Origin of the sequence: Blastochloris sulfoviridis (assembly GCF_008630065.1) — a bacterium.
GTDB lineage: Bacteria > Pseudomonadota > Alphaproteobacteria > Rhizobiales > Xanthobacteraceae > Blastochloris > Blastochloris sulfoviridis.
The window spans coordinates 77,092-102,546 of sequence record NZ_VWPL01000006.1 but is presented as its reverse complement, the minus strand read 5'-3'; the positions used below and the strand labels follow the sequence as shown (position 1 = coordinate 102,546).

The window sequence follows — 25,455 nt, the reverse complement described above, 5'->3', positions numbered from 1 at the left end:
CGGTCAGCTCCGGCCGACCGGCTGCACCGGGGTGGCGCGCACCGGCGCGCCGGGCCTGAGGCCCTGCAGCCCCTGGACGATGACCAGTTCGCCGGCCTTCAGCCCCTCGGAGATCACCATGTCGCCGCCCACCTCGGCGCCCGCCTTGATGCGGCGCACCACCGCCTTGCCGTCCTCGACGACGAACACGTAGAGGCCCTGCTGGTCGGCGATCAGCGCCGCCTGCGGCACCACCACCTGCTCCTCGGGCTTTGCGGCCTCAAGCTCGACCTGGAGGAACTGGCCGTCGATCAGCGCGCCGCGCGGGTTGGGGATGGAGGCGCGCACCAGCACCGTGTCGGTCGAGCGGTCGACCGTGACGTTGATGAAGTTGATCTGGCCGACCTGATCGTAGAGCTTGCCGTCGGCGAAGCGGATGAGCACCTTGATGCCGGTGAGGTCGGGCCGGCCGCCGCGCTCGGCGGCGCGCAGGAAGTCGCGCTGGCTCACCGGGAAGAGGACGTACATCGGGTCCTGGCTGACGATGGTGGTGAGCACGCCGCTGTCGGGGCCGACCACATTGCCCTTGGTGATGATGGTGCGCCCGATCTTGCCGACGATCGGCGAGGTGATGTCGGTATAGCCAAGGTTGATGTTGGCATTGTCGAGGTCGGCTTGGGCCGCCAGCACGGCGCCCTTGGCCGCGGTCTCCTCGGCGACCGTCTGGTCGCGCGCCACCTCGGTGCCGACCTTCTTGGCGTAGAGATCCTCGGCGCGCGCCCGCTGCAGGCTGGCCAGCGTCAGCGCGGCCTTGGCCCGCTCCAGCGCGCCCTGCGCCTGTTCGACGGCGGCCTGGAACTGCCCCTTCTCGATGGTGTAGAGCGGGTCGCCCGTCTTGATGACGTCGCCTTCCTTGAAGCGCACCTGCTCCAGGAAGCCCTTGACGCGCGCGCGCACGTCGACCCGGTCCATCGCCTCGACGCGGCCGACGAAGCCCGCCTGCTGGGCGACCGGCTTCAGCTCGGCCATGACCACGCCCACCGGCACCTCGGGGCTGCCCTGGGCTGGGCCTTGGGCTTGGTCCTTGGGCTGGTCCTTCGCCTGGTCCTTCGCCTGATCCTTGGCCTGGACCGGCGCCGGCACGGCCAGGGCACACATCAAGAGGGTGATGCAGAGTCTCCGCATACGTCAGTCTCCGTCCTTGGCCTTGTGACGCCGGTCGGCCGGCATTGAGCCGCCATTGCGAATGCCGGCCTTGCGAATGCTGGAGATGTTCCACACCATGGCCGCACCGCCGACATTTGCGAAATAACTATAATTATTTAATGAACATAGGGAAATGACGCGGCTGTGCGCCGCTTGAAACGGTGCGGATTTTGGTAGCATAATTCGTTTCGTCTGAAATAATGAAATCAGCAGCATCAGGGGAGATTGCCATGGTCGCCAATGCGGATGATCTCCTGCCGAACGCGGCAGACTGCCGCAAGGTGATCGCCCAGGTCGAGGCGGACCGGGCGATGCAGGTCGTCCGCGCCCGCGAGCATGAAGAGGCCGAGAAGCACGCGCTGCTCGACCGGTTCAAGCGGCCCTCCGGCATCGACGACGAGGAACGGCTCAAGCGCGCCGCCGCGATCATCAACCGCGCGGTGGCGAACGGCCTGACGGAGACCCAGGTCTTCCGCTTTCCCAACGAACTGTGCACCGATCGCGGCCGCGCCATCAACAACCAGGAGCCGGGGTGGGAGACCACGCTCACCGGCCTGCCCAAGGAGCTCTACGAGTTCTGGGACAAGCACATGCGGTCGCGGGGCTATCGGCTGCGGGTGGAGGTTGTCGACTTTCCCGGCGGAATACCGGGTGACATCGGAATGACGCTGAGCTGGGGGTGAGGGGCGGTCGCGGCCGGCGTGCTCAAGACCCCAGCGTGCAGCACCTCGGTTCGTCACACGCCTGTCACGGGCAGCGTCCGGAGTACGGGATGCGCGGAGCGGAAACTTTGCCGGCTTCAATGAGTCTGCAGGGCATCGCGCCGCAACGTCCCGCATCATGTTGCGTCATCGATCGAAGACCGAGCACAGCACGCTGACTTGAACCTCCAGCAGGAGCGCAAGCGCATGTCGGCGAATCGACCCAAATCCCCCGAGCGCAGCAGGCCCGCGGACCGCAAGTCCGGTTCCGTCAATTCCGTCCCGGCCGAATCCCGGCCGGCCGACCCCGGCCAGGTCGTCGGCACGCAAGTCGTCGGCACGCAAGTCGCCAGAACGCAAGTCACGGGAACGCGGGCCGTCACCGGCTCCGCCGGGCGCCCCGAGACGACACCCTCCGAGACCGCGCCCGGTCAAAGCGCGAGCCGCTACCCGTTTGCCCACGATCCCATGGCGGTGGCGCTCAACCCGATGGCGGCGGCGTTCGAATACATGGTCGACCTGTCCCAGCGCACGGTGCTGTTCTGGGACGTCATGCGCCAGCGCGGCAATGTCTATCGCGAGCACATGGCGATGGCCGCCCCCCACGTGCTCGACTATGAGGCCGAGCTGATCGTCGACGGGCGCACGCTGGAGCGGCCGGTCAATTACGGTCTCGTGCGCATCATTCCGCCCGAGGGCGTGACCATCGATTCCAAGCTCCGGCCGTTCGTCGTCGTCGATCCGCGCGCCGGCCACGGGCCGGGGATCGGTGGCTTCAAGGCCGACAGCGAGATCGGCGTGGCGCTGCGCGCCGGCCATCCTTGTTATTTCGTCGGCTTCCTGCCCGATCCGATGCCGGGCCAGACCATTGAGGACGTCGCCCGCGCCGAGGCGGTCTTCCTCAAAACGGTGATCGAGCGCCATCCCGACGTCGACGGCAAGCCGTGCGTGATCGGCAACTGCCAGGCCGGCTGGGCGATGATGATGCTGGCCGCGGTGGCGCCGGACCTGTTCGGTCCGATCATCGTCGCCGGCTCGCCGCTCTCCTACTGGACCGGCCAGAGCGGCCTCAACCCGATGCGCTATTCCGGCGGCCTGCTCGGCGGCAGCTGGCTTGCGGCGTTGACCGGCGATCTCGGGCACGGCCGCTTCGACGGCGCCTGGCTGGTGCAGAACTTCGAGAACCTCAACCCCGCCAACACGCTGTGGTCCAAGCCGTACAATCTGTTCGCCAAGGTCGACACCGAGGCGCCGCACTATCTCGGCTTCGAGCGCTGGTGGGGCGGCCACGTCAACCTCAACGCCGAGGAGATGCAGTTCATCGTCGACGAGCTGTTCGTCGGCAACAAGCTCGCCGCCGGCGAGGTCAAGTCGTCGAACGGCACGGCGATCGACCTGCGCAACATCCGCTCGCCGATCATCGTGTTCTGCTCCAAGGGCGACAACATCACTCCGCCGCAGCAGGCGCTGGGCTGGATTCTCGACCTCTATGACGACGTGAACGAAATCCGCTGCTACGGCCAGACCATCGTCTATTCGGTGCATGAGAAGGTCGGCCACCTCGGCATTTTCGTATCCGGCGGCGTGGCCCGCAAGGAGCATGGCGAATTCGCCAGCAATATCGATCTGATCGACGTGCTGCCGCCCGGCCTCTACGAGGCGGTGTTCGAGACCAAATCCGCCGACACCGCCAATCCCGATCTCGCGCACGGCGACTGGATCATGCGCTGCGAGGCGCGCACCCTCGACGACATCCGCGCGCTGGGCGGCAACGACGTCGCCGAGGACCGCAGCTTCGCCGCGGCGGCGCGGGTGTCGGAGATCAATCTCGCGCTCTACCGCACTTTCGCCCAGCCCTTCGTGCGCGCCGCCGTCACCGCGCAGGCGGCCGACCTGATGTATCGCCTGCACCCGTTGCGGGTCCAGTACGAGGCGATGTCCGACGCCAATCCGCTCGCGGCGATGCTGGCGCCGGCAGCCGATCTGGTGCGCGAGAACCGGGTCGAAGCCGGCAAGGACAATCCGTTCCTCACGCTGCAGGAGACCATGTCGCGCCAGATCATCGCCGGGCTCAATGCCTGGCGCGACGCCCGCGACAGCTTCAGCGAGACGCTGTTCAAGGCGATCTATGGCTCGCCGGTCGTGCAGGCGATGGTCGGCATCGATCCGTCGTCCGAACGTCCGCTGCGCAAGGCGGGCAAGAGCGCGCTGCACCGCGAGCTGGTGGAGCGGCGGATCGCCGAGCTGAAATCGCACATCGGCAAGGGCGGGCTGCGCGAGGCGGTGGTCCGCGCGCTGCTTTATGTCGGCATGCCGCGCGCCTCGGTGGACGAGCGCGGCTTCGAGATGGTGCGCCGCATCCGGCGCAGCCAGGAGGACATGCCGCCGATCTCGCTGCAGGACTTCAAGGCGCTCGTGCGCGAGCAGTTCTTCCTGCTGCTGATCGATCCCGACGGTGCCATCGCCGCCCTGCCGGCGATGCTGCCGCAGGATGCCGCGGCGCGCGCCAAGGCGATGGCAATCATCCGCGAGGTGCTGGCCGCCGCGGGCGACATCGACGGCGAATCGAAGGCGCGGCTGCAGCGGATCGCCCGCATTTTCGAAGGCGGCGGGCCGGCGCTGAAGGAGGCGACGTCGGGAAGCGGCAAGCCGTTTCTCCGAAGCGTCTGACCGGCCGTCCGGCCACGGATCTGCGGCCCGGCGCGTCACCGGTCGGCCGTTTCCATCCTGGCCGCCGGCATCACAGGGAGGCGAGGTCCATGACCGCGTCCGACGTCTCGATGGCACACGACGCGCTGGGGGCGGAAGCCGAGGTTGCGCCCGCCTCGCATCCGCGCCACGCCAAATATGAGCGGCTGATCGCGCTCGCCAGGGAGCAGCAGCCGATCAACACCGTGGTCGCCCACCCCTGCGACGAGACCTCGCTGCGCGGGGCGGTCGAGGCGGCCGAAGCCGGCATCATCGTGCCGATCCTGGTCGGCCCGAAGGCCAAGATCGCCGCGGTCGCCAAGGCGCACGGGCTCGACATCGGCGCCTTCGAGCTGGTCGATGTCCCCCACAGCGAGGCCGCCGCCCAGAAGGCGGTCGAACTGATCCGCGAGGGGCGGGGCGAACTCCTGATGAAGGGCAGCCTGCACACCGACGAACTGATGCGCTACGTGACCGCGTCGGCCACGGGCCTGCGGACCGAGCGGCGGATCAGCCACGTCTTCATCATGGACGTGCCGACCTATCCCGAGACGCTGTTCATCACCGACGCGGCGATCAACATTTCGCCCGATCTCGACGTGAAGCGCGACATCGTCCAGAACGTCATCGACCTCTACACCCAGATCGGGCTCGGCACGCCGCGCGTGGCGCTGCTGTCGGCGGTCGAGACGGTGACCACCAAGATCCCCTCGACCATCGAGTCGGCGGCGCTGTGCAAGATGGCCGAGCGCGGCCAGATCACCGGCGGCATTCTCGACGGGCCGCTCGCCTTCGACAATGCGATCGACCCCGAAGCGGCGAAGATCAAGGGCATCCGCTCCGAGGTGGCGGGCCGCGCCCAGATCCTGGTGGTGCCCAATCTCGAAGCCGGCAACATGCTGGCCAAGAACCTCACCTTCCTCGCCCACGCCGATGCCGCCGGCATCGTGCTGGGGGCGCGCGTGCCGATCATCCTCACCTCGCGCGCCGATTCGGTGCGCACGCGCATGGCCTCCTGCGCCGTCGCCGTGCTCTATGCGCATGCGCGCCGGCACACCCTCGCCGTGCCGCCCGGATAGCTTCGATGCAGACCATCCTCGTCGTCAATGCCGGCTCCTCCAGCCTCAAATTCCAGCTGTTCGAAGTCGATCCGCAACAAGGCGCGTCGGGCCTCAAGCGCCAGCTCAAGGGGCAGGTCGACGGCGTCGGCTCGCGACCGCGGCTGCGCGCCGTCAATTGGGATGGCTCGGCGGCGACCGACCGGACCTTCTCGACCGACGAGATGCCGGATATGGCGACGGCCATGACTGTCGCCGCCGACTGGCTGCGCAGCACGCAGCAGCACGTCGATCTGTTCGCGGTCGGCCATCGCGTCGTGCATGGCGGCCCGGCCGGCGACCAGCCGCGGCTGGTGACGCCCGAGGTGCTGGCGGCGCTGGAGCGCTGCATTCCGCTGGCGCCGCTGCACCAGCCGCACAATCTGGCGCCGATCCGCGTGCTGGCGGCGCGCCGGCCCGATCTGCCGCAGGTCGCCTGCTTCGACACCGCCTTCCACCGCAGCCACGGCCCGCTCGCCGACCACTTCGCCATTCCGCTGGCGCTCTATGAGGAGGGCGTGCGCCGCTACGGCTTCCACGGCCTGTCCTACGAATACATCGCCAGCCGCCTGCCGGCGGTGGCGCCCGACATCGCCCGCGGCCGTGTGGTCGTCGCCCATCTCGGCAGCGGCGCCTCAATGTGCGCGCTCGATGGCGGGCGCAGCATCGACAGCACGATGAGCTTCACCGGCCTCGACGGCCTGCCGATGGGCACAAGGCCGGGGCAGATCGACCCCGGCGTGATATTGCACCTGATGTCCGGCAAGGGCTGGGATGCCGCCGCCATCGAGCGGTTTCTTTATCATGAGTGCGGGCTCAAGGGTCTGTCGGGCATCAGCAACGACATGCGCGAGCTTGAGGCCAGCGACGATCCGCGCGCAGCCTTCGCCGTCGACTATTTCGTCTACCGCATCGCGCTCTCAACCGGCATGCTGGCGGCGGCGCTTGGCGGGCTCGACGCCTTCGTGTTCACCGCCGGCATCGGCGAGAATTCAGCGTCGATCCGCGCCCGCGTCGCCGAGCGGCTGGCCTGGCTCGGCGTCAGGCTGGACGTCACCGCCAATGCGCGGCGCGACCTGCGCATCTCGGCCCCCGACAGCCGCATCCCCGTGCTGGTCATGCCGACCGACGAGGAATTGATGATCGCCCGCCACACGCTCGCCGTGGTGACGGCGCAGGGAAGATGCTGAGGGAGGGACTCGCCCATGATCCCCGCCTACAAGGTCCGCATCCATGAGGGCCGCCGTGGCCTGATCGTCGGCATCGCCAACGACCAGTCGATCGCCTGGGGCTGCGCCAAGGCGTTCCGCGCGCTCGGTGCCGAGCTTGCGGTCACCTATCTCAACGACAAGGCCAAGCCCTACGTCGAGCCGCTGGCGCGCGAGGTCGAGGCGCCGATCTTCATGCCGCTCGATGTCGCCAAGCCCGGCGAGATGGAGGCGGTGTTCGAGACGATCGCCAAGACCTGGGGCCGGCTCGATTTCCTGGTGCACTCGATCGCGTTTTCGCCCAAGGAGGCGCTGGGCGGCCGGGTGATCGATGTCGGCCGCGACGGCTTCCTCACCACCATGGACGTTTCGTGCTGGTCGTTCATCCGCATGGCGCACCTGGCCGAGCCGCTGATGACCCATGGCGGCGCGCTGTTCACCATGACCTATTACGGCAGCCAGATGGTGGTGGAGCACTACAACATCATGGGCGTGGCCAAGGCGGCGCTGGAGGCGGCGGTGCGCTATCTCGCCGCCGAGCTCGGCCCCGGCGGCATCCGCGTGCATGCCATCTCGCCCGGCCCGCTCGCCACCCGCGCCGCCTCCGGCATTCCCGAGTTCGACGAGCTTCTGGAGAAGGCCCGCACCAAGGCGCCGGCCCGCCAGCTCGTCACCATCGACGATGTCGGCCTCGCCACGGCGTTCCTGGCCCACGATGCCGCCCGCCTGATCACCGGCGAGACGCTCTATGTCGATGGCGGCTACCACATCATCGATTGAGGCGGTTTCCGGTCGATCGGCTCGCCTTTCTTCTTCCCTCTCCCCTTGTGGGAGAGGGTGCCGAGCGATCGAACGATCGCGAGGCGGGTGAGGGGTGAAGTCGAACGAGCTTCGGATACGTTTTCACCCGGCTGATGCCGAGCGGTTCAGGGCTCGGCCGTCACGCGGTCGTCGCCGTGGCGGCGCCACTGGTCGAGCAGCGTGAACAGCACGGCGAGCAGGCTCGGGCCGATGAACAGGCCGAGGAAGCCGAACGAGACGAAGCCGCCGAACACGCCGAGAATGACCAGCGCCAGCGGCATCTTGACGCCGAAGCTGATCAGCCAGGGCCGCACGAAATTGTCCACCGTGCCGACGAACAGGCCCCACACCACCATGAACACCGCCCAGCCGGTGGCGCCGCCATCGAGCAGCCACCACGCCGCGCCGCCCCACACGAAGATCATCAGCACAGCGCCGATCTGGCTGATGGCGAACAGCAGCGTGAGGAAGCTCAGCAGCGCCACGCCCGGCACGCCGGCAATCGCCAGGCCCACCGCCATCACCGCGCTCTGCACCACCGCGGTGCCGACCACGCCATAGGCGACGCCGGCCACCGCGCCCACCGCCACCTCCAGCGACCGCGTCGCCGCCTTGCCGCCGAGCCGGTCGAGAATGTCGCGGATCGCCACGCCGAGCGTGTCGCCGCTTGCCCAGAACATGGTCGCGACGATCAGCGACAGCACGAGCTGCAGCACGCTGTCGGCCAGCGCCTTGGCGGCATCCAGCATGAAGCCGCGCAGCGTTTCGGCGTAGGGCGCGACGAGGGTGCGGAAATCGCCCTGGCCATCGATGATGCGCGTCCAGGCCGATTCGAGGTCGGATCCAACGAGCGGAATGCGGGCGAGGAACGCCGGTGCCGGCGGCGGATTGGTGGTGAAATCGTGCACGAACCCGGTGGCGGTGGCGACCTGCTGCGACAGGCTCGGAACCAGCACGACGATCGGCACCACGATCACCACCAGCGCCACGCCCAGCAGCAGCGAGGCGGCAAGGCCCGGCCGGACGCCGTGGCGGACCATCAGCGCCCGCAACGGCCAGGCGGCGATCGCCAGCGTGCCGCCGAACAGGATGGCGGTGACGAACGGGCGCAGGATCAGCGCCACGCCGGCAAGCAGCCCGCCCAGCAGCGCCAGGATGATCGCCCGCTCGATGATCAGCCGGGTGCCGTGCGCCTGTTCCGACTTCGCATCCTGCACGACTGTCCCCTTGCGTCAGTGTCATCCGCGCCGGCCGGCGCAGGCGCGAACCGGCTGGCCGCGCCGCGCAAGGGTACCGGCTCGGACTGCGCGGCAAAAGGGGCTTGAACGCTCAGGATGTCAGCGGATGGGCTCGATCAGCTCGCGCGCCACCTTGAGACGGACCGTGCCGTTGAGCAGTTCGAGGAGGATCTCCACCCGCCCCCTGGCGTCGAGCCGCTCCAGGACGCCGAGCCCGCCGGTGAACGGGCCGCCGGTCAGCCGCACCCGGTCGCCCGGCGCCAGCTCCGGCTCGAAATGGACGATGTCGTCGTCGCCGGTCAGGCGGCTGAGCTCCTCGACGATGCCGGCCGGAACCGGGCAGGGCAGGTCGCCCGACGACACGATGTGCGAAATGCCGATCGTGCCGTTCACCGACCGCCAGCGGTCGCGCGCGAGGTCGAGCCGGATGAAGATGTAGCGCGGAAACAGCGCCGTCTTGACCACCTCGAAGCGCCGGGCGTGGCGCCTTGTGGTCAGGACCCGCGGCAGATAGGCCGCGAACCCCTGCTGCAGCAGATTGGTACGCGCCAGCACCTCCTTCCGCGGCAGCGTGTGGCCGACATACCAGCGTGCGCCCAAGGGCACATTGTCCGTCGTCGGCCCCGTCAGATTGCCGGCTGCGAAGCCGGCGGTCACCGCAGTTGCGCAGTCGCTTCGTTCTAAAGCTTCCATCGCGCGCTCGTCCTCATCCTTGCCGTCGAGAGGATCGCCTTCAACGCCATCGCCTTCGGCGTCGTCGTCTCCAGCGTCGTCAGCGTCATCGCCTCCGATACGATTGCCGCCCGCGCCGCCCCGTTCCGCCAGTCGGGCGGGCGAACGACGGTCGCAATTTAAGCGTGCGGACGGACGGAGTCACGTCCGCAATTCCGGCCGGTTTGCCCGCCGGCGAATCCGCGTTTGCCAGCCGGCCGGCGCGGGCCACGGCGCGTCTGATTCGGTAGCCGGCGCACAGCACCCAGTCCGGATGCGACCGGAAGGGCGGTTTCCGGCTGCCTCCGCAAGCTGTGGGTGGACGCGCGAATGCACCAAATAAGGGAGAAAACAAATTTTATGTTGCGGCAGGCGCGGATTTTTGGTTGTGTCACCCCGCTTGGCACCACCTGGGCGAGATACCGCCACGGGCGCCGCGGGGGCGGGGGCATACGATGCGATCGGCATACATGCTTGTCATCGATCTGTTGCTGATCCTGGCGGCGACTGTATTTGCGATTCTATTGAGGGACAACCTGGAGTTCTCGGAGGATCGCTTTGCGGCCGTCCTGCCCTACCTCCTGGCCACGCTCGGGACCGCCCTCATCGCCTTCCCGCTGTTCGGGGTGACACGGGCTGTGTGGAAGTACAGCTCGATGCGCAACTACATCGACATCGTGGCCGCCACCGGCGCCACGGTGATCGGCGCGGTGGCCCTCGCCTTCGTCGCCACCCGGCTCGACGGCACGCCGCGGGCGCTGCCGATCATCCAGGCGCTGCTGATCATGGTGGTGCTCATCGGCGCGCGGATTGCCGTGCGCATGTGGCATGCCCGCCGGTGCCGGCTGGCCCGCGTCCGCCCGGCGCTGCTGCACGACCAGGCGGAGACCGTGCTGGTGGTCGGCCTGACGCGGCTGGCCGAGCTCTATCTTCATTGCGTCGCCGATTTCGCGCCGGACCGCATTCACGTCGCCGGCGTGCTCGATCCGCACGGCAATGTCGGGCGCGTGCTCATCACCCACCCGGTGCTTGGCACCGCCGAGCAGGTCTCCGACGTGATCCGCACGCTGGAGGTTCACGGCGTCTTCGTCGACCGCGTGATCATCGCCCTGCCGTTCCGCGAGTTGCCGCAGGCCGCGCAGCGGGCTCTGCTCGCGCTTGAGGCCGGCTCCGCGATCGCGCTCGAATTCCTCGACCAGAGGATGGGCCTCGATGGCGAGGCCACGGGGGCCGGCGGCCTTGATGCCACCTCCACCCCCACCGCCGCCACCCTCGCCGCCGCGCCGTCGCAGCCGGCCGCCGCGCCGCTGGCCCCAACCGCACCGCTGCCCCCCCACGCGCGGGTCGACGTCGGCCTGCGGCCCTTCGCGCGGTCGCGCTACTGGGCCGTCAAGCGCCTCATCGATATCGCCGCGTCGTCGATACTGTTGCTCGTCCTGGCGCCGGTGATGGCAGTCGTGGCGCTCGCCGTCGCCGCCGACGTGGGCTCGCCCGTCCTGTTCTGGCAGCAGCGGCCGGGGCGCCGCGGCCGCCCGTTCCGGGTCTACAAGTTCCGCACCATGGGCGCGGCGCACGACGCCAGCGGCCGCCGCCGGTCGGATGCCGAGCGGGTGTCGGCCATTGGCCAGCTGCTTCGGCGGACCCGGCTCGACGAGCTGCCGCAACTGTTCAGCATCCTGCTTGGCCACATGTCGTTCGTCGGGCCGCGGCCGCTGCTGCCGGTCGACCAGCCGGCCGGCCATTCGGCGCGCCTTCTCGTGCGGCCCGGCCTCACCGGCTGGGCGCAGATCAAGGGCGGCCGCATCATTTCCGCGGAGGACAAGGCGGCGCTCGACGTCTGGTACGTCCGCAACGCCTCGCTCGCCCTCGATCTCCGCATCCTGCTGGGAACCATCCCGATGGTGCTGTTCGGCGAGCGTGTCGCCGAGGACGCCATCGCCCAGGCGTGGCGTGAGCTGCAGGAGGTGCGGGCGTGATGCGTCCCGCGATGCCGGGCGACGCCATGGCGGGAGGCAACTGATTTCGCGCGGGTGAAAGGCAGAGGCGGCGGCGCGTTCGCCGGGAGCCTTCATCCGTCCCAGGCCGAGACCTCGGCCTCACCAAACGCTGCAGCCGGGCCTGCCCGGCTGCAGCCCGCCACGGCCCCGCTTTGCGCGCCGCCCGGCACCTCAACGGCTGAAGCCAAAGCGCTTCACCCGAAGTGCGGTAGCGTGGGATGGCGGGTCGCGCCCATTCCGCAAGAACATTCGGCACCAATACCGACATGAAAGCCGTCATCCTGGCCGGCGGGCTTGGCACACGCATTTCGGAGGAGACGCACCTCAAGCCTAAGCCGATGATCGAGGTCGGCGGCCGGCCCATCATCTGGCATATCATGAAGGTATTCTCATCGCATGGGGTGAACGAATTCATCATCTGCTGCGGATACAAGGGCTATGTCATCAAGGAATATTTCGCGAACTACTTCCTGCATATGTCGAACGTCACGATCGACCTGAAAAACAACGAGCGGATCATCCACCGCAACAATGCTGAGCCGTGGCGGGTGACGCTGGTCGACACCGGCGAAAACACCCTCACCGGCGGCCGCCTGCGGCGCGTGCGCGACCATGTGGCCGATGAGGAGGCGTTCTGCTTCACCTATGGCGACGGGCTCGCCGACATCGACATCGCCGGCCTCATCGCCTTCCACAAGACGCATGGCCGCTTCGCCACCGTGACGGCGGTGGAGCCGGCCGGCCGCTACGGCGCTCTGATCACCGAGGGCGACCAGGTGACCGGCTTCGTCGAGAAGCCGCAAGGCGAAGGCGGCTGGGTCAATGGCGGCTTTTTCGTGCTGTCACCGAAGGCAATCGATTTCATTGATGGCGACGCGAGCAGCTTCGAAGGCGAATCGCTGCCCAGGATCGCCGCCGCCGGCCAGCTTGAGGCGTTCCGCCACCGCGGATTCTGGCAGGCGATGGATACGCTGCGCGAGAAGAACCTTCTCGAAGAGCTGTGGCAGTCCGGTCGCGCGCCTTGGAAGAGCTGGACGTGAACTTCTGGAAAAACAAAACCGTCCTTGTGACCGGCCATACCGGTTTCAAGGGCGCTTGGTTGACGCTGTGGCTGCTGCAGCGTGGCGCACGTGTGATCGGCATGGCGTTGCCGCCAGAGACCGAGCCGTCGCTGTTCGAGCAGCTCAAGCTGGCCCGGGAGATCGACCACCGGCTGGTGGATATCCGCGATCAGGTGGCCGTCGCGCACACGATCGCCGAGGTGGCGCCCGACATTGTGTTCCACCTCGCCGCCCAGTCGCTGGTTCTGCGCGGCTATCGTCTTCCCGTCGACACCTGGGCGGTGAATGTGATGGGCACAGCCCATGTGCTTGAGGCGCTGCGGCGGCTCGACAAGCCGTGCGCTGCCGTGCTCGTCACCACCGACAAGGTCTACCGGAACCGGGAATGGCAGTTCGGCTATCGCGAGACGGACCGTCTCGGTGGACATGACCCCTACAGCGCCTCGAAGGCCGCGACCGAGTTCGTCGTCGACTGCTGGCGTCAGTCCTTCCTCGACGGTGACTCGCCGTTGCGGATCGCCTCGGTGCGCGCCGGCAATGTGATCGGCGGCGGCGACTGGGCGGAGAACCGCATCGTCCCCGACATGGTGCGGGCGCTCGGTGCCGGCCGCGGCATCGAGGTGCGCAACCCGCACGCGACGCGGCCGTGGCAGCACGTTCTGGAGCCGCTCGGCGGCTATATCCGGCTGGCCGAACGGCTGGCCGGAAGCGACGATCCGCAGTTCCAGGACGCCTTCAATTTTGGCCCACTGGCGGATGCGGAACGCACGGTACGGGAACTGGTCGAGGAAAGCCTGCAGCATTGGCCCGGCTCCTGGACGGACGTGTCGCGCACCAACCAGCCACACGAGGCCGGGCGGCTCGCGCTCTGCATCGACCGAGCCCGCACACGGCTGGGTTGGAACCCGCGCTGGGACTTCCGCCGCTCGGTTCGCGAGACGATCGAGTGGTATCGCGACAGCATGGAGGCAACACCGCGGCGGCTGATCGAGCGCTCTCTCGATCAGATCGTCGCCTACGAGGCATCCCTGGTGCCGTGCATGGCACTATGAATCTCCTCGAAACCCCACTGCCGGGCGTCTTCGAAGCCGAGGTCGTGCCGATGCGCGACCAGCGTGGGCAGTTTGCGCGGCTGTTCTGCCAGCATGAACTGGCGGCCGCCCATCGCGATCGGCCGATCGTCCAGATCAACCACTCGCTGACGCGCACGGTCGGTGCCATCCGCGGCCTGCATTTCCAGCATCCGCCACAGGCGGAGGGCAAATGGGTGCGCTGCCTGCGCGGAAAAGTGTGGGACGTTGCGGTGGATCTCCGGCGCGGTTCGCCGACCTTCCTTCGCTGGCATGCGACTGAGCTTGATGCCGAACGCATGAACGCGCTGTTCATTCCGGAGGGCTGCGCGCACGGCTTCCAGGTGATCAAGCCGGACAGCGAACTGCTCTACCTTCACACCGCCCCATATACGCCGGCCCTCGAAGGTGCAGTGCGGTGGGACGATCCTGGTCTGGCGATCGACTGGCCGCTGCCGGTCACCGACATCTCGACGCGAGACCGCGGCCATCCGCTGCTCGACGATGCGTTCGAGGGGATCGCCGCATGAAGTGCCGTCACTGCGGTGCACCGCTCGATCATGTGCTGGTCGATCTCGGTCACCAGCCGCCGTCGAACGCCTATCTGTCGCGCGATCAGCTTGGCGAGCCGGAGCTCTACGCGCCGCTCAAGGCCCTGGTGTGCGATCGCTGCTGGCTGGTGCAGGCACCGGCCTATCATCGCGCGGACGAACTGTTCACGCCGGACTACGCCTATTTCTCGTCGGTCTCGGCGAGTTGGGTCGAGCACGCGCGCCGGTATGTGGCGGCGATGATCGAGCGGTTCGGCCTCAATGGCGACAGCTTCGTCGTCGAGATCGCCTCGAATGACGGCTATCTGCTGCAGTTCGTGCAGGCCGCCGGCATTCCCTGCCTCGGTATCGAGCCGACCGCGTCCACGGCCGCCGCGGCTCGCGCTAGGGGCATCGAGACGCTCGAGCTGTTCTTCGGCGCCGAAACCGGCCGGCAATTGGCCGGAACGCGCCGGTCGGCGGACCTCATCGCCGCCAACAACGTGCTGGCGCACGTCCCCGACATCAACGACTTCGTCGCCGGCTTCCGCGAGGCCTTGGCGCCGGAGGGCGTGGCGACCTTCGAGTTTCCGCACCTGACGCGGCTGGTCGATGGCTGCCAGTTCGACACCATCTATCACGAACACTATTCCTATCTGTCGCTGCATGCGGTGACGACGATCTTTGCCAGCCAGGGCCTGCGGGTGTTCGATGTCGAGGAGCTGCCGACCCATGGCGGCTCATTGCGCGTCTTTGCCTGTCGCAGCGAGGCGCAGGCGCACGCGGCGAGCCCGCGTGTGGAAGCATTGCTGGCGCGCGAGCGCGCCGCCGGCGTCACCGGACTGGCCTATTATGGCGACCTGCAGCGCCGGGCCGAGCGGGTGAAGCTCGATCTGTTGTCGTTTCTCGTCGAGCAGAGGCGGGCAGGCCGCACCTTTGCCGCCTATGGCGCGGCTGCCAAGGGCAACACCCTGCTCAATTTCGCCGGCATCCGGCCGGACCTTCTCGCCTTCGTCTGCGATGCGGCGCCCTCCAAGCAGGGACGCTTCCTGCCGGGAAGCCACATCCCGATCCTGCCGCCGCAAGCGCTGGCGGAGCAGCGACCCGATTTCGTGCTGATCCTGCCGTGGAACCTCAAGGACGAAATCGCCGCGGCGCACGGCGACGTGGCGGGCTGGGGCGGTCGGTTCGTAACGGCAGTTCCGGAGTTGGACGTGTTATGAGCGGTCGAATTGCCTATACGAAGCCGTCGATCACCGAGAAGGAGGTCGCGTACGCCACGGACGCTGCCCGGAACGGTTGGGGCGAGCACTGCTACGACTATATCTATCGGTTCGAGGATCTATGGCGGACATTTGTTGGGACACGCTACGCCATTGCGACATCGAGCTGCACCGGCGCTTTGCACATGGGGCTGGCCGGTCTCGGTGTCGGTGTCGGAGATGAGGTCATTCTCGCCGATATCAATTGGATCGCGACGGCCGCGCCGATCACCTATGTCGGGGCGACACCGATCCTCGTTGATGTGCTTCCCGACACATGGTGCATTGACCCAGATTGCGCAGAAGCCGCCATCACACCGCGGACCAAGGCCATTATCGCGACGCACCTCTATGGCAATCTCTGCGACATGGACCGGCTGCTGGAAATCGGCCGCCGGCATGGAATTCCGATCATTGAGGATGCCGCGGAGGCGATCGGCTCTCGGTGGAGAGGCCGCCACGCCGGTTCCATGGGTGTGTTCGGCACCTTCTCGTTTCACGGCACCAAGACGGTCTCCACCGGTGAAGGCGGGATGTTCGTCACGAATGACGAAGCCCTCTACGAAAGGGTTCTGACGCTCAGCAATCACGGACGTTCCCGTAGCCAGACCAAGCAGTTTTGGCCTGACATGATCGGCTTCAAATACAAGATGTCGAATATTGAAGCAGCGATTGGCTGTGCGCAGGTCGAGCGGATTGATGAGCTTATCGCCGGAAAGCGGCGGGTGTTCGAGTTTTATAGGGCCGCACTTGCCGGGCTGCCGTTGCGAATGAATCCGGAGCCTGACGGGACAGTGAACGGGTTCTGGATGCCGACGATCGTGGCGGAGGAAGGGGTTGCCTTTGATCGTGACGCTCTGCTGATCGAGTTCAAAAGAAACAATATAGACGGACGAGTGTTCTTTTGGCCGCTGAGCATGTTACCAGCATTTCATTCAAAGCCAGAGAACCGGGTGAGTTACGGGCAATTTTTTCAGGGAATTAATCTTCCGACGTTTCACGATTTGAAGACTGCCGAGATGCGGTTAGTTACGAAAATAGTTGCCAACACTCTGATGTCAAATTCAAAAAAATGCGCAAATTCGTGATCTGGGGCAGCTCGGGGCATGCAAAGGTTGTCTCTGAACTTGTGAACCTGATTGGCGGACAGGTCGTAGCGCTATTCGACAATGACCGCTCAGCGAGAAGTATCCTGAGCGGAGTTGAATTGAGACATGGGTGGGATGGATTTATAGAGTGGAGAAATATTATAAACGATCCATCCGACTATAGTGGGATAGTCGCAATTGGAGGTGCCCGAGGGCGGGACCGGCTTTGTATACAGAAAGATTTTGAGAATGCAGAGATCAACGTGAGTTCGATTATCCATCCAGGCTCGATAGTTTCTTCGAGTGTTCGCATCGGAAAAGGTTGCCAAGTGTTAGCAAATGCAACAGTCGCGGCCGATGTTGGCGTCGGTGACGCTTGCATCATCAACCATGGATCCGTCGTCGACCATGAAACACAAATCGACGACGGCGTTCACATTGGCCCCGGCGCAGTTCTTTGCGGGTGCATAAACGTCGGCGCGTTTGCATTCATCGGAGCTGGTTCGGTTGTGCTGCCTCGATTGAGTATCGGATCCGGTGCCATTATCGGCGCTGGATCCGTTGTGACCAAGGATGTTCCTCCTCGGGCTGTCGTCGCAGGAAATCCAGGACGCATTATTAAGTTCACGGGGGAGAAATGATGTCTGAGGCTGTCATCGAATTTAAGCAAAATCGCTCAATGACTATTGTTGAATTGGGTGGAGATCGCTCTCTGAACGAATTTGGTATCGAATTTGTCAAAAATACCGCGAAGTACAAATATTCATACAACTATGACTGGCTTGGAAGGCCAATTATTCAGTTCCCCCAGGACATTGTCGCCGTTCAAGAACTCATCTGGCAGGTCAAGCCGGACCTCATCATCGAGACCGGCATCGCCCATGGCGGCTCGCTGGTGCTCAGCGCCTCGATCCTGGCGCTGCTCGATTATGCCGACGCGGCGGGGCGCGGCGAGACGCTCGATCCGACATCTCCGAAGCGCAAGGTGCTGGGCCTCGACATCGACATCCGCGCCCACAATCGCGCGGCGCTTGAGGCGCACCCCATGCGCAGCCGCATCGAGATGATCGAGGGGTCCTCCATCGCGCCCGACGTGGTGGCGCGGGTGCAGGAGCGCGCGAAGAGCGCAGAGCGCATCATGGTGTTTCTCGATTCCAACCACACCCACGCCCACGTGCTGGCGGAGCTTGAGGCGTACGCGCCGCTCGTCAGCCGCGACAGCTACTGCGTGGTGTTCGACACCGTGGTCGAGGACCTGCCCGACGACTTCTTCCCCGATCGCCCCTGGGGCAAGGGCGACAACCCGAAAACGGCGGTGTGGCAGTATCTGAAATCGCATCCCGAGTTCGAGATCGACAAATCGATCGAGAACAAGCTGCTGATCACCGTGGCCCCTGACGGCTATCTGAAGCGCATCGGCTGATGGCGCTCAAGGCCAACGTCGCGGCCAACTTCGCCGGTCAGGCCTGGCGGGGGCTGCTCGCCTTCGCCTTCATTCCCGTCTACATCCGCTATCTCGGCGTCGAGGCCTACGGGCTGATCGCGGTCTATGCGGTTCTCCTGGCGTGGCTCAGCCTGTTCGACATGGGGCTGCGGCCGGCGCTCAATCGCGAGATGGCGCGCTTTCTCGGCGGCGAGCGCAGCGCCGAGCATATCCGTGACCTGCTGCGCAGCATCGAGCTGATTGCGTTGGGGATCGCCGTTGCTGCCGCGGCGGCGATGTGGGCTGCCTCGGGCTGGATCGCGACAGGCTGGCTGAATGCGCGGGGCCTGCCGGCCGAGACCGTGGCGCAGGCGATCGCCATCATGGGCGGCGTGGTGGGGCTGTCGTTCATCGAGAGCGTCTATGTCAGCGCCCTCAGTGGCCTGCAGCGCCAGGTGCTGCAGAACGCGGTGACCAGCACGATGGTCACGCTGCGCAATGTCGGCGTCATCGGCGTTCTGGCCTTCGTGTCGCCGACCATCGAGGCCTTCTTCATCTGGCAGATGGCAGTCGCAGCGCTCTCGGTGGTGGTGCTCCACATCTGCGTCTATCGCGTTCTGCCGGCGATCGGCCGCTTCGCCCGCTTCTCGGTTGCGGCCCTGCGCGAGGTCGGCCGCTTCGCCGCCGGCATGGTCGGCATCACGTTGATGGCGCTGCTGCTGACGCAGGTCGACAAGACACTGTTGTCGCGCCTGCTGCCGCTGGAGGAATTCGCCCATTATGCGCTGGCCGCGACATTGGCGGGTGCCCTCTATCTGATGGTGGGGCCGATCTCGAACGCCTTCTACCCCCGCTTCACACAGCTCGTCGCCAGAGGCGATCAGGCGGCGCTGCGCGAGACCTATCATCTGGGCGCGCAGCTGGTGACGGTGATGCTGGCGCCGGCGGCGATGATGCTGATCCTGTTCGGCGAGCGGATCGTGGCGATCTGGACCGGCGATGCTGCCCTTGCCGCGGAGGTCGCGCCCATTCTGCGGGTGCTGGCGTTCGGCAGCCTGCTGCACGGCTTCATGTTCATTCCCTATAATTTGCAGCTCGCGCACGGATGGACGTCGCTGACCTTCAAGGTCAATACGGCGGCGGTGATTGTCCTGGTGCCGGCGCTTCTGGTGGTGGTGCCGGCGTTCGGCGGCATAGGGGCCGCCTGGATCTGGGTCACGCTCACCACGGGCTATGTCACCATCGCCATCGGCCTGATGCACCGCCGGCTGCTGCCGAACGACAAATGGCGCTGGTACGGCGAGGATGTCGCAGCACCTCTGGCTGCGGCCGCAGCCACCGCGCTCGCCTGCCGCGCCTTGGCGCCTGATCCCATCGGCCGCGTGGCGGATGCCGGCCTGCTCGTTCTCTACGGCTGCTGCGCCCTCATGGCCGCCGCTGCCGCCGCCCCGCTGGTGCGCCGGCGGGTGGCGGTTCAGTGGGGGCGGGTGCGCGAGGGGTATGTGAGGTAACGATGACATCGCAAATCATGGCGGAAGAAAAATGTCAGCATATGAGCGCTCGTCCCAAAGTATCAATCGGAGTACCTGTACACAACGGCGCGCAATATATTCAAGAAGCTTTAGAATCAGTGTTAGCACAGAATTTTAACGACTTTGAAGTCATAATTTCAGACAATGCATCGAAAGACGCCACGGAAGAGATATGCGAAAAGATATGTCGTAAAGATCCACGATTTCATTATATTCGGCAGGGCGCTAACATTGGAATGATTCGCAACTTCGAATTCGTGGCAGCGCATGCGCGCGGAGAATATTTTGCATTTTTAGCTCACGACGACGCATTGTTGCCAGATTTTTTACAAGACACGTCAGAATATCTTGATAAAAACTTGGCGGTTGTTGCGGTATCTGGCGATAGTATTGTAGTAGATAGTTACGGCGTGCATCTGGAATATGTGAAGCTAGAAAGCATTCGCGCCGCTGTCCCGTGGCGACGCCGGCGCCGAAGATTCTTTATCTTCCCATGCTTTCCAGATAGGCCGTACTTTAGTATATACGGCTTGATGAGGACTGAAGTTGTCAAGGGAGCCTTAAAGGCGTTACGTGATAAAGATCAAATTGACTGCACAGATACAAAAATTATGGCGATCATTGCCACATATGGACAAATAGTGTCAATTCCATATGTTTTACGTAAATACCGCATAAGAGATGCGTCGGAATCAAAGCAAATAATGAAAAATAAAATCCGCAAAGCAGCAATATTAAGAATAATTATAAGAAATATTGACTACGTAAAAACTAGAATAAGTTTGTTAAATATCATCGTTGCTGCCAATATATCGATATTTGTTAAATTAGAAATAATAGCGGTATGTATAATAATTAACAGTATAAAATCAGATATAATAGAGTTTATAACGTTACCAAATAGAGCTAATCGACGGCGTTCGTAATTTGGCTGGATAAATCAAATGATAAAAGAACTTCCAAGCGAGCCGTGGGCGGAATGGGTCAAGCGCATCATCCTCCACGTCCCTGATTATTTATCATATGTCGGTGAGCCTACGAGTGGTGGAAGGCAACGTAAGGTCCGTGATATCGCGCGGATCATACGTGAGAGGATGCAAATTCCTTGCGTCATCCTTCAGAAAGGGGTGTCCGATTGGAAGACCAAGGATGCTGATGGAACGCCTGTCATCGGGTTGAATGCCGGCCTTCGCGTGTCGGGTGATCCCGAGTTCGGCTGGCGCACGCGCAGCTTTCTTCGGCCTGGGGATGCCATTATTTATATGGGAGGCGAGGATGCTTGGCCGTTCTTCGTTAAAGGCGCGAAAGCATATCACGTTGGCGTCTGGTGGGACGGCCCAAATAGCAGCATGGCGAAATGGGCCACGGGCATTCGAACCCAGGCGCTCTTTCAAGCGTGCCGGTCGATTGCCTGCTGTGATACGAATGTAATCAATTGGCTCCGCACACGAGACCGGAAGCATCAGGACAGTGCGAATGAAGCCGTTTACATCCCGAACTGCGTCGATCTCTCATCATTGAACGTATCTGAACGAATGCGGCCTTCAACGCCACTCAAGATCGTGTTTGCGCGCCGTTTCGAGATGAAGCGCGGTCCGTTTCTGATGCTGGACACCGCACGCAAGCTCGCCGACGCTTCTTTCGAGTTCGAACTATTGATGTCGTCCGCTGAAGGGCATGACGGAAGCGATACCATACGGGACGAAGCCCGAAAGCGAGGCATCGAACGCCATGTGAAGACCGCAGTTAATAACTTGAATTCAGTTTACAGTGTCTACAGGGACGCGGACGTGAGCGTCGTCCCAACGCTTTGGTCAGAGGGAACGAGTTACACTGCGGTGGAATCGATTGCGGCGGGATTGCCTGTTGTGACGACCACCGTTGGAGGTCTACCTAATCTCGTTGTCCCGGGGTTCAACGGCTACGTCTGCCCGCCGCAACCGGCATCAATCGCCGAAGCAATTCTACGCTATCGCGATCATACGCTGTGGCAAAGACATCACCGAAATTGTCTTTCGATGAGGGAAGCATTCTCCGTAGAGGCTTGGCGGGATCGAGTAATGGATTGGCTAGCCTCTTGACTGCATTTACAAGATATATATCTCTCACAATTTAGAAACTGTTATTCTCGGTGGCGCTTGTTTTCATAATTTCTGCACTGTACTGCCAGACACTTGCAGCCTATAGTGTGTTTTCGATACCGATTCCATGGCTTTCAACGGCGTTCATAATTCTTGCATACGCATCGACATTAAGGCTGAAAACCAATCGTATAGTATGGATGCGCCCGCTATACGTAATCGTTGTGTGGTCGATAATCATTTCGGCAGTAAATATTGCTGTTGGGACCGTCAGTCAAATGCCGTCTCTGGCAACCCTTCCCTACGAGTACTTCATAGGTGTAAGATATATATCTCTATTAAATTATATACTGATAACGGTTGCTGTATATAAATACTGCATCAATTGTGGGGTTGAAAAGCTTGCGGCAAGTATTTTGATTATTCTCGTGGCGGTCTCGGTGAGTGCGATATATATATATATAGCACAGAAAATTGGTTTGTGGGAGCCGCTACGGACGCGAATGGGCACTGGAGGCCAAGATTTCACAACTACGGAAGTTTCATTTCAATACGCATTCCACCGTGCGCTTGGAACATTCCAAGAGCCAAGTCACTTAGCGCAATGGATGCTGGCTCCACTTCTGATGGCCTCCGCGTTGTATATGAGGTATCGAAGAGGGGCGATTTTGGTCGTGATAATGATTGCGTTATCTGTGCTGGTGTTGACAGGAAGTCTATTGGGTATCATTGGATTCGCATTAGGAATAATGTCAATTGCAATATTTAGTAGAAATACAAGAAAAATTATGTTGGCGAGTATAGCGACCTCGATCTGGGTCGGTTTGTTCCTGACGTCATATATGTTTAGTATAGATTATATCGGGACAATAATGCCGCGTCTGGAAGAGTTGGGATCGGGCGTTCAAAATACCAATAGATCATACGTATGGTGGTACTTAATAGAATCGAGTCCAAAAATTATAGGTTATGGAATTGGAAATTCAAACATTGTACTAAGTGAATATTTAAAAAATATAATGATATCAAGCCATTTAAATTTATTTGTAAATATTATTTACAGCCTTGGTGTTGTTGGCTTTGCAATGATTGGTTTATTTATGGCATATCCGTTCTTGGCGTATATTAACTGCCGAGAGTTGTCGAAGGACTATATGTTCATTGGTTGCGTTGCTGGGCACGTGGCGTGGATTGTGTGTTACTTTGGTAATGCAGAAGAGTTAAACATAATACACGGAGTGTGTATTGGTATGCTGTGGGCGCGAGTTCGTATAAAAAATGCGGGGGCGTATATCAATACATGTGATGATCGGCGGTATGCAATTAGGCAAAGATAGCGTCATTTTAGTTACACTGGCGTTCTTTGAACGCACTCCTTTGGTGTATAATATAATGTTGTCGGTGCTCACATTCGTTCGCCACTACCTTCCCGGCTACAAGCACGGGGGGCCGCTTCGGACGATCGCCAATATGGTCGAGGCTCTCGGTGATGAGTTTTCGTTTCGCATCGTGACCTTGGATCGCGACGCGACTGACACCGAGCCCTATCCGGACCTTCCGTCGGATGGCGGTTGGGTAAACGTCGGCAAGGCAGCGGTGCTCTATCTGCCGCCCGACAAGAAGAGCTTTCGGCATTTCGCCAGGATCATCCGCGAGACGCCGCACGACAGTGTTTATCTCAACAGCTTCTTCGATCCGGTGTTCACCCTGAAGCCGCTTCTGGCACGGCGGCTCGGTCTCGTGCCGGACGCGCGTTGGATCATTGCGCCGCGTGGCGAGTTCTCGCCAGGCGCGCTGGACCTCAAGGCGTGGAAGAAGCGGCCGTTCATCGCAGGGGTGCGTGCGGCGGGTGTCTATCGCGGGTTGACCTGGCAGGCGTCGAGCGAGCACGAGGAGGCCGACATCCGGCGGGCGCTCGGCAGCGATGCGGAGCGGATCCATATCGCACCCGATCTCCCCGGTGGCGCGGCGCCGGCGAATGCCGCGGTCGCAGGTCCACGGAAGGATGGCGAGCCGCTGCGGATTTGTTTTCTGTCGCGTGTGTCGCCAATGAAGAACCTGGCATATGCACTCGATGTCCTGGCCCGCGTTCGCGTGCCGGTTCGCTTCGATATTTACGGGCCGCTCGATGATCGCCGGTATTGGGACGAATGTCGCTCCCGAATTTCGAGACTTCCGGCCAACGTCGTAGCGGACTATCGCGGAGCGGTAGGGCACGCCGAGGTGCTGTCCGTGCTCGCTCGGTACGATCTATTCTTCCTCCCGACGCTGGGCGAAAACTACGGGCATGTCATCTGCGAGGCCCTTGCGGCCGGCACGCCAGTTCTCATCGCCGACACCACGCCGTGGCGAGATCTGGCGGAATCTGGCGTCGGGTGGGCGTTGCCGCTGTCCGCGCCCGGCGCATTCGCCGAAAAGATAGAATGGCTTGCGCGAGCGGTGTGTGTAGAGCGAACGCGAATGCGCATCTGTGCTCTATCATATGTAAAAAAGATGCGTGATCAAGGCAGTGCGATTGAAAGTAATCGCCGGATGCTTCTCGTAAGTGCGCGTAATTAACGCGGAAATCGTTGATGGCAGGCAGATATATGTTACGGGAAGCCAGAAAAGTTTTCCGATTTTTAGAGATCTACGGGGTTGGTCGCGTCATTTATAAGGTAAACGGACGCATTAGAACGCATATTAGTTTCCCGACCTGGCGTCTCCGCAAGGCGACGGAAGGTGTAGGGATAATTGGATGTGGGCAGTTTGCATACTCGACGATTGCGTACTACCTTGCAGAGAAAGGGATATCGATATACACATGCTACGATACCGATATAGATAGATCAAAGAGCTTTGCAAAGGCGCACAATGTGTCGAAAATATCAAAAAGCATAGATGAAGTGATAAGCGAAAATGAAAAAAAGTATATATATATTGCATCAAATCATGCGAGTCATGCAGAGTATGCGGTTAACGCATTAATTCGCGGTCATTATGTGCACTGCGAGAAGCCGGTCGCGGTCAGTGTTGATCAACTTGCCGAACTTCGGCGGGCGGTTAAATCAGGTTGCGGGCATCTATTCGCCGGCTACAACCGGCCATTTTCTGGGGCGATTCGATTGCTAAAGAGTGTTATTAAAGATGCCCCAGGTCCGTTGACGCTATCGTGTTTCGTGGTTGGGCATTTCCTTCCCGCCGATCACTGGTATCGAAATAAAGGTGAGGGGACGCGTATTTGTGGCAATGCAGGCCACTGGATCGATTTGGCAGTTCACATTTTATGTTGGGGGACGTTGCCAGATAAGTGGGGAATTCATTTGACTTGGTCAAACCCTGATGTTCGCGATGAAAACGTTGTTATTACGCTCGTCAGCGAAAGGGGAGATTTAATAAATATCGTCATGTCTGCGCGGGCGGAGCCATTTGAGGGAATCAATGAGACAATAAACCTTCAGATAGGAGGCGTCTCTGCAAAAATTGATGACTTTCGCAGCTTAACAATTTGGGATGACGATAAAATAATTAGAAGAAAATACTTTCCAAAAGATGTTGGTCATAAGATGTCTGTGTTGCAAATGTTTTGCAGAGATCCGGCGCGGGAGTGGCGGGAAGTGGAGATTTCAACGTTGTTGATGTTGTGTATAGCGGAGATGGTGGAGAGAGGATATAATTTTAAGTCATTTTCAATAGCGGAAGAGTGTAGGAGAATATGTTAAAATTGTGTTATTTGAAGGTATTGAGGTTTTTTTGACTCGGGTGGGGCGCGGTGAGTGAATTGTTGTCAATTGCAAATTGGA

At 62.3% G+C, this 25,455-nt stretch carries 23 protein-coding genes; 19 read left to right on the top strand and 4 right to left on the bottom strand.

Going from position 1 to position 25,455, the window contains the following annotated elements:
- Positions 1-3: 3 nt before the first annotated feature.
- Entirely contained in the window at positions 4-1,164 is a 1,161-nt protein-coding gene (locus F1193_RS05155) for an efflux RND transporter periplasmic adaptor subunit (protein ID WP_150096602.1), read from the bottom strand.
- Between the two features lie 3 nt (positions 1,165-1,167).
- The gene (locus tag F1193_RS05150) at positions 1,168-1,401 is read right to left on the bottom strand and encodes a hypothetical protein (RefSeq protein WP_150096601.1); all 234 of its coding nucleotides are present in this window, start codon (positions 1,399-1,401) and stop codon (positions 1,168-1,170) included.
- Positions 1,402-1,415: 14 nt separating this feature from the next.
- Here F1193_RS05150 and F1193_RS05145 point away from each other — a divergent pair, with 14 nt between their 5' ends.
- The 5 genes from F1193_RS05145 (at position 1,416) to fabI (ending at position 7,659) form a co-directional block, all read left to right on the top strand.
- Positions 1,416-1,868: a hypothetical protein gene (locus F1193_RS05145; RefSeq protein ID WP_150096600.1), complete on the top strand. Its 453-nt coding sequence runs from the start codon at positions 1,416-1,418 to the stop codon at positions 1,866-1,868.
- A 486-nt stretch (positions 1,869-2,354) separates the two neighbouring features.
- On the top strand, positions 2,355-4,556 hold the full coding sequence (locus F1193_RS05140; RefSeq protein ID WP_150096657.1) for a DUF3141 domain-containing protein: 2,202 nt from the start codon (positions 2,355-2,357) through the stop codon (positions 4,554-4,556).
- Between the two features lie 110 nt (positions 4,557-4,666).
- Positions 4,667-5,653 (top strand): phosphate acetyltransferase, encoded by a 987-nt coding sequence (locus F1193_RS05135; RefSeq protein ID WP_150096656.1) that lies wholly within the window; start codon positions 4,667-4,669, stop codon positions 5,651-5,653.
- Positions 5,654-5,658: 5 nt separating this feature from the next.
- Positions 5,659-6,861, top strand: coding sequence for an acetate/propionate family kinase (locus F1193_RS05130; RefSeq protein ID WP_150096599.1), 1,203 nt, complete (start codon positions 5,659-5,661; stop codon positions 6,859-6,861).
- Positions 6,862-6,876: 15 nt separating this feature from the next.
- Positions 6,877-7,659: an enoyl-ACP reductase FabI gene (fabI, locus tag F1193_RS05125; protein WP_150096598.1), complete on the top strand. Its 783-nt coding sequence runs from the start codon at positions 6,877-6,879 to the stop codon at positions 7,657-7,659.
- Positions 7,660-7,805: 146 nt separating this feature from the next.
- Here the strand turns inward: fabI and F1193_RS05120 are convergent, their stop codons facing one another.
- Together F1193_RS05120 and nusG are read right to left on the bottom strand one after the other, a co-directional pair.
- On the bottom strand, positions 7,806-8,897 hold the full coding sequence (locus F1193_RS05120) for an AI-2E family transporter (protein WP_150096597.1): 1,092 nt from the start codon (positions 8,895-8,897) through the stop codon (positions 7,806-7,808).
- Positions 8,898-9,017: 120 nt separating this feature from the next.
- Positions 9,018-9,518, bottom strand: a complete 501-nt coding sequence (gene nusG, locus F1193_RS05115; RefSeq protein ID WP_170263382.1) for a transcription termination/antitermination protein NusG — start codon at positions 9,516-9,518, stop codon at positions 9,018-9,020.
- A gap of 581 nt (positions 9,519-10,099) precedes the next feature.
- On the opposite strand from nusG, the gene F1193_RS05110 reads away from it, so the two are divergent.
- The 14 genes from F1193_RS05110 (at position 10,100) to F1193_RS05045 (ending at position 25,374) form a co-directional block, all read left to right on the top strand.
- Positions 10,100-11,605: a sugar transferase gene (locus F1193_RS05110; protein WP_150096595.1), complete on the top strand. Its 1,506-nt coding sequence runs from the start codon at positions 10,100-10,102 to the stop codon at positions 11,603-11,605.
- 287 nt (positions 11,606-11,892) lie between these two features.
- Entirely contained in the window at positions 11,893-12,666 is a 774-nt protein-coding gene (gene rfbF / locus F1193_RS05105) for a glucose-1-phosphate cytidylyltransferase (protein WP_150096594.1), read from the top strand.
- A complete protein-coding gene (gene rfbG / locus F1193_RS05100) occupies positions 12,648-13,739 on the top strand; it encodes a CDP-glucose 4,6-dehydratase (protein ID WP_246164132.1) in 1,092 nt (363 codons plus the stop codon). The genes rfbF and rfbG overlap by 19 nt, the downstream gene beginning before the upstream one ends.
- Before the next feature lie 50 nt (positions 13,740-13,789).
- The gene (locus F1193_RS05095; protein ID WP_246164145.1) at positions 13,790-14,287 is read left to right on the top strand and encodes a dTDP-4-dehydrorhamnose 3,5-epimerase family protein; all 498 of its coding nucleotides are present in this window, start codon (positions 13,790-13,792) and stop codon (positions 14,285-14,287) included.
- A complete protein-coding gene (locus tag F1193_RS05090; RefSeq protein WP_210247298.1) occupies positions 14,284-15,510 on the top strand; it encodes a class I SAM-dependent methyltransferase in 1,227 nt (408 codons plus the stop codon). Before F1193_RS05095 ends, F1193_RS05090 begins: the two co-directional genes overlap by 4 nt.
- Positions 15,507-16,637 (top strand): DegT/DnrJ/EryC1/StrS family aminotransferase, encoded by a 1,131-nt coding sequence (locus F1193_RS05085; protein WP_150096592.1) that lies wholly within the window; start codon positions 15,507-15,509, stop codon positions 16,635-16,637. Before F1193_RS05090 ends, F1193_RS05085 begins: the two co-directional genes overlap by 4 nt.
- Positions 16,622-17,278, top strand: a complete 657-nt coding sequence (locus F1193_RS05080; protein ID WP_150096591.1) for a NeuD/PglB/VioB family sugar acetyltransferase — start codon at positions 16,622-16,624, stop codon at positions 17,276-17,278. The genes F1193_RS05085 and F1193_RS05080 overlap by 16 nt, the downstream gene beginning before the upstream one ends.
- Positions 17,279-17,316: 38 nt before the next feature.
- Positions 17,317-18,060 carry a cephalosporin hydroxylase family protein gene (locus tag F1193_RS05075; protein WP_210247297.1) on the top strand — a complete coding sequence of 248 codons (744 nt, stop codon included), beginning with the start codon at positions 17,317-17,319 and terminating at the stop codon, positions 18,058-18,060.
- On the top strand, positions 18,060-19,571 hold the full coding sequence (locus tag F1193_RS05070; protein ID WP_150096589.1) for an oligosaccharide flippase family protein: 1,512 nt from the start codon (positions 18,060-18,062) through the stop codon (positions 19,569-19,571). Before F1193_RS05075 ends, F1193_RS05070 begins: the two co-directional genes overlap by 1 nt.
- A gap of 2 nt (positions 19,572-19,573) precedes the next feature.
- Positions 19,574-20,518: a glycosyltransferase family 2 protein gene (locus tag F1193_RS05065; protein WP_150096588.1), complete on the top strand. Its 945-nt coding sequence runs from the start codon at positions 19,574-19,576 to the stop codon at positions 20,516-20,518.
- Positions 20,519-20,536: 18 nt separating this feature from the next.
- A complete protein-coding gene (locus tag F1193_RS05060; RefSeq protein WP_150096587.1) occupies positions 20,537-21,673 on the top strand; it encodes a glycosyltransferase family 4 protein in 1,137 nt (378 codons plus the stop codon).
- Positions 21,674-21,951: 278 nt separating this feature from the next.
- A complete protein-coding gene (locus F1193_RS05055) occupies positions 21,952-23,010 on the top strand; it encodes an O-antigen ligase family protein (protein WP_170263380.1) in 1,059 nt (352 codons plus the stop codon).
- A 55-nt stretch (positions 23,011-23,065) separates the two neighbouring features.
- Positions 23,066-24,232 (top strand): glycosyltransferase family 4 protein, encoded by a 1,167-nt coding sequence (locus tag F1193_RS05050; protein WP_170263377.1) that lies wholly within the window; start codon positions 23,066-23,068, stop codon positions 24,230-24,232.
- Positions 24,233-24,246: 14 nt separating this feature from the next.
- Positions 24,247-25,374, top strand: coding sequence for a Gfo/Idh/MocA family protein (locus tag F1193_RS05045; protein WP_150096584.1), 1,128 nt, complete (start codon positions 24,247-24,249; stop codon positions 25,372-25,374).
- The last annotated feature ends 81 nt before the right edge of the window (positions 25,375-25,455 follow it).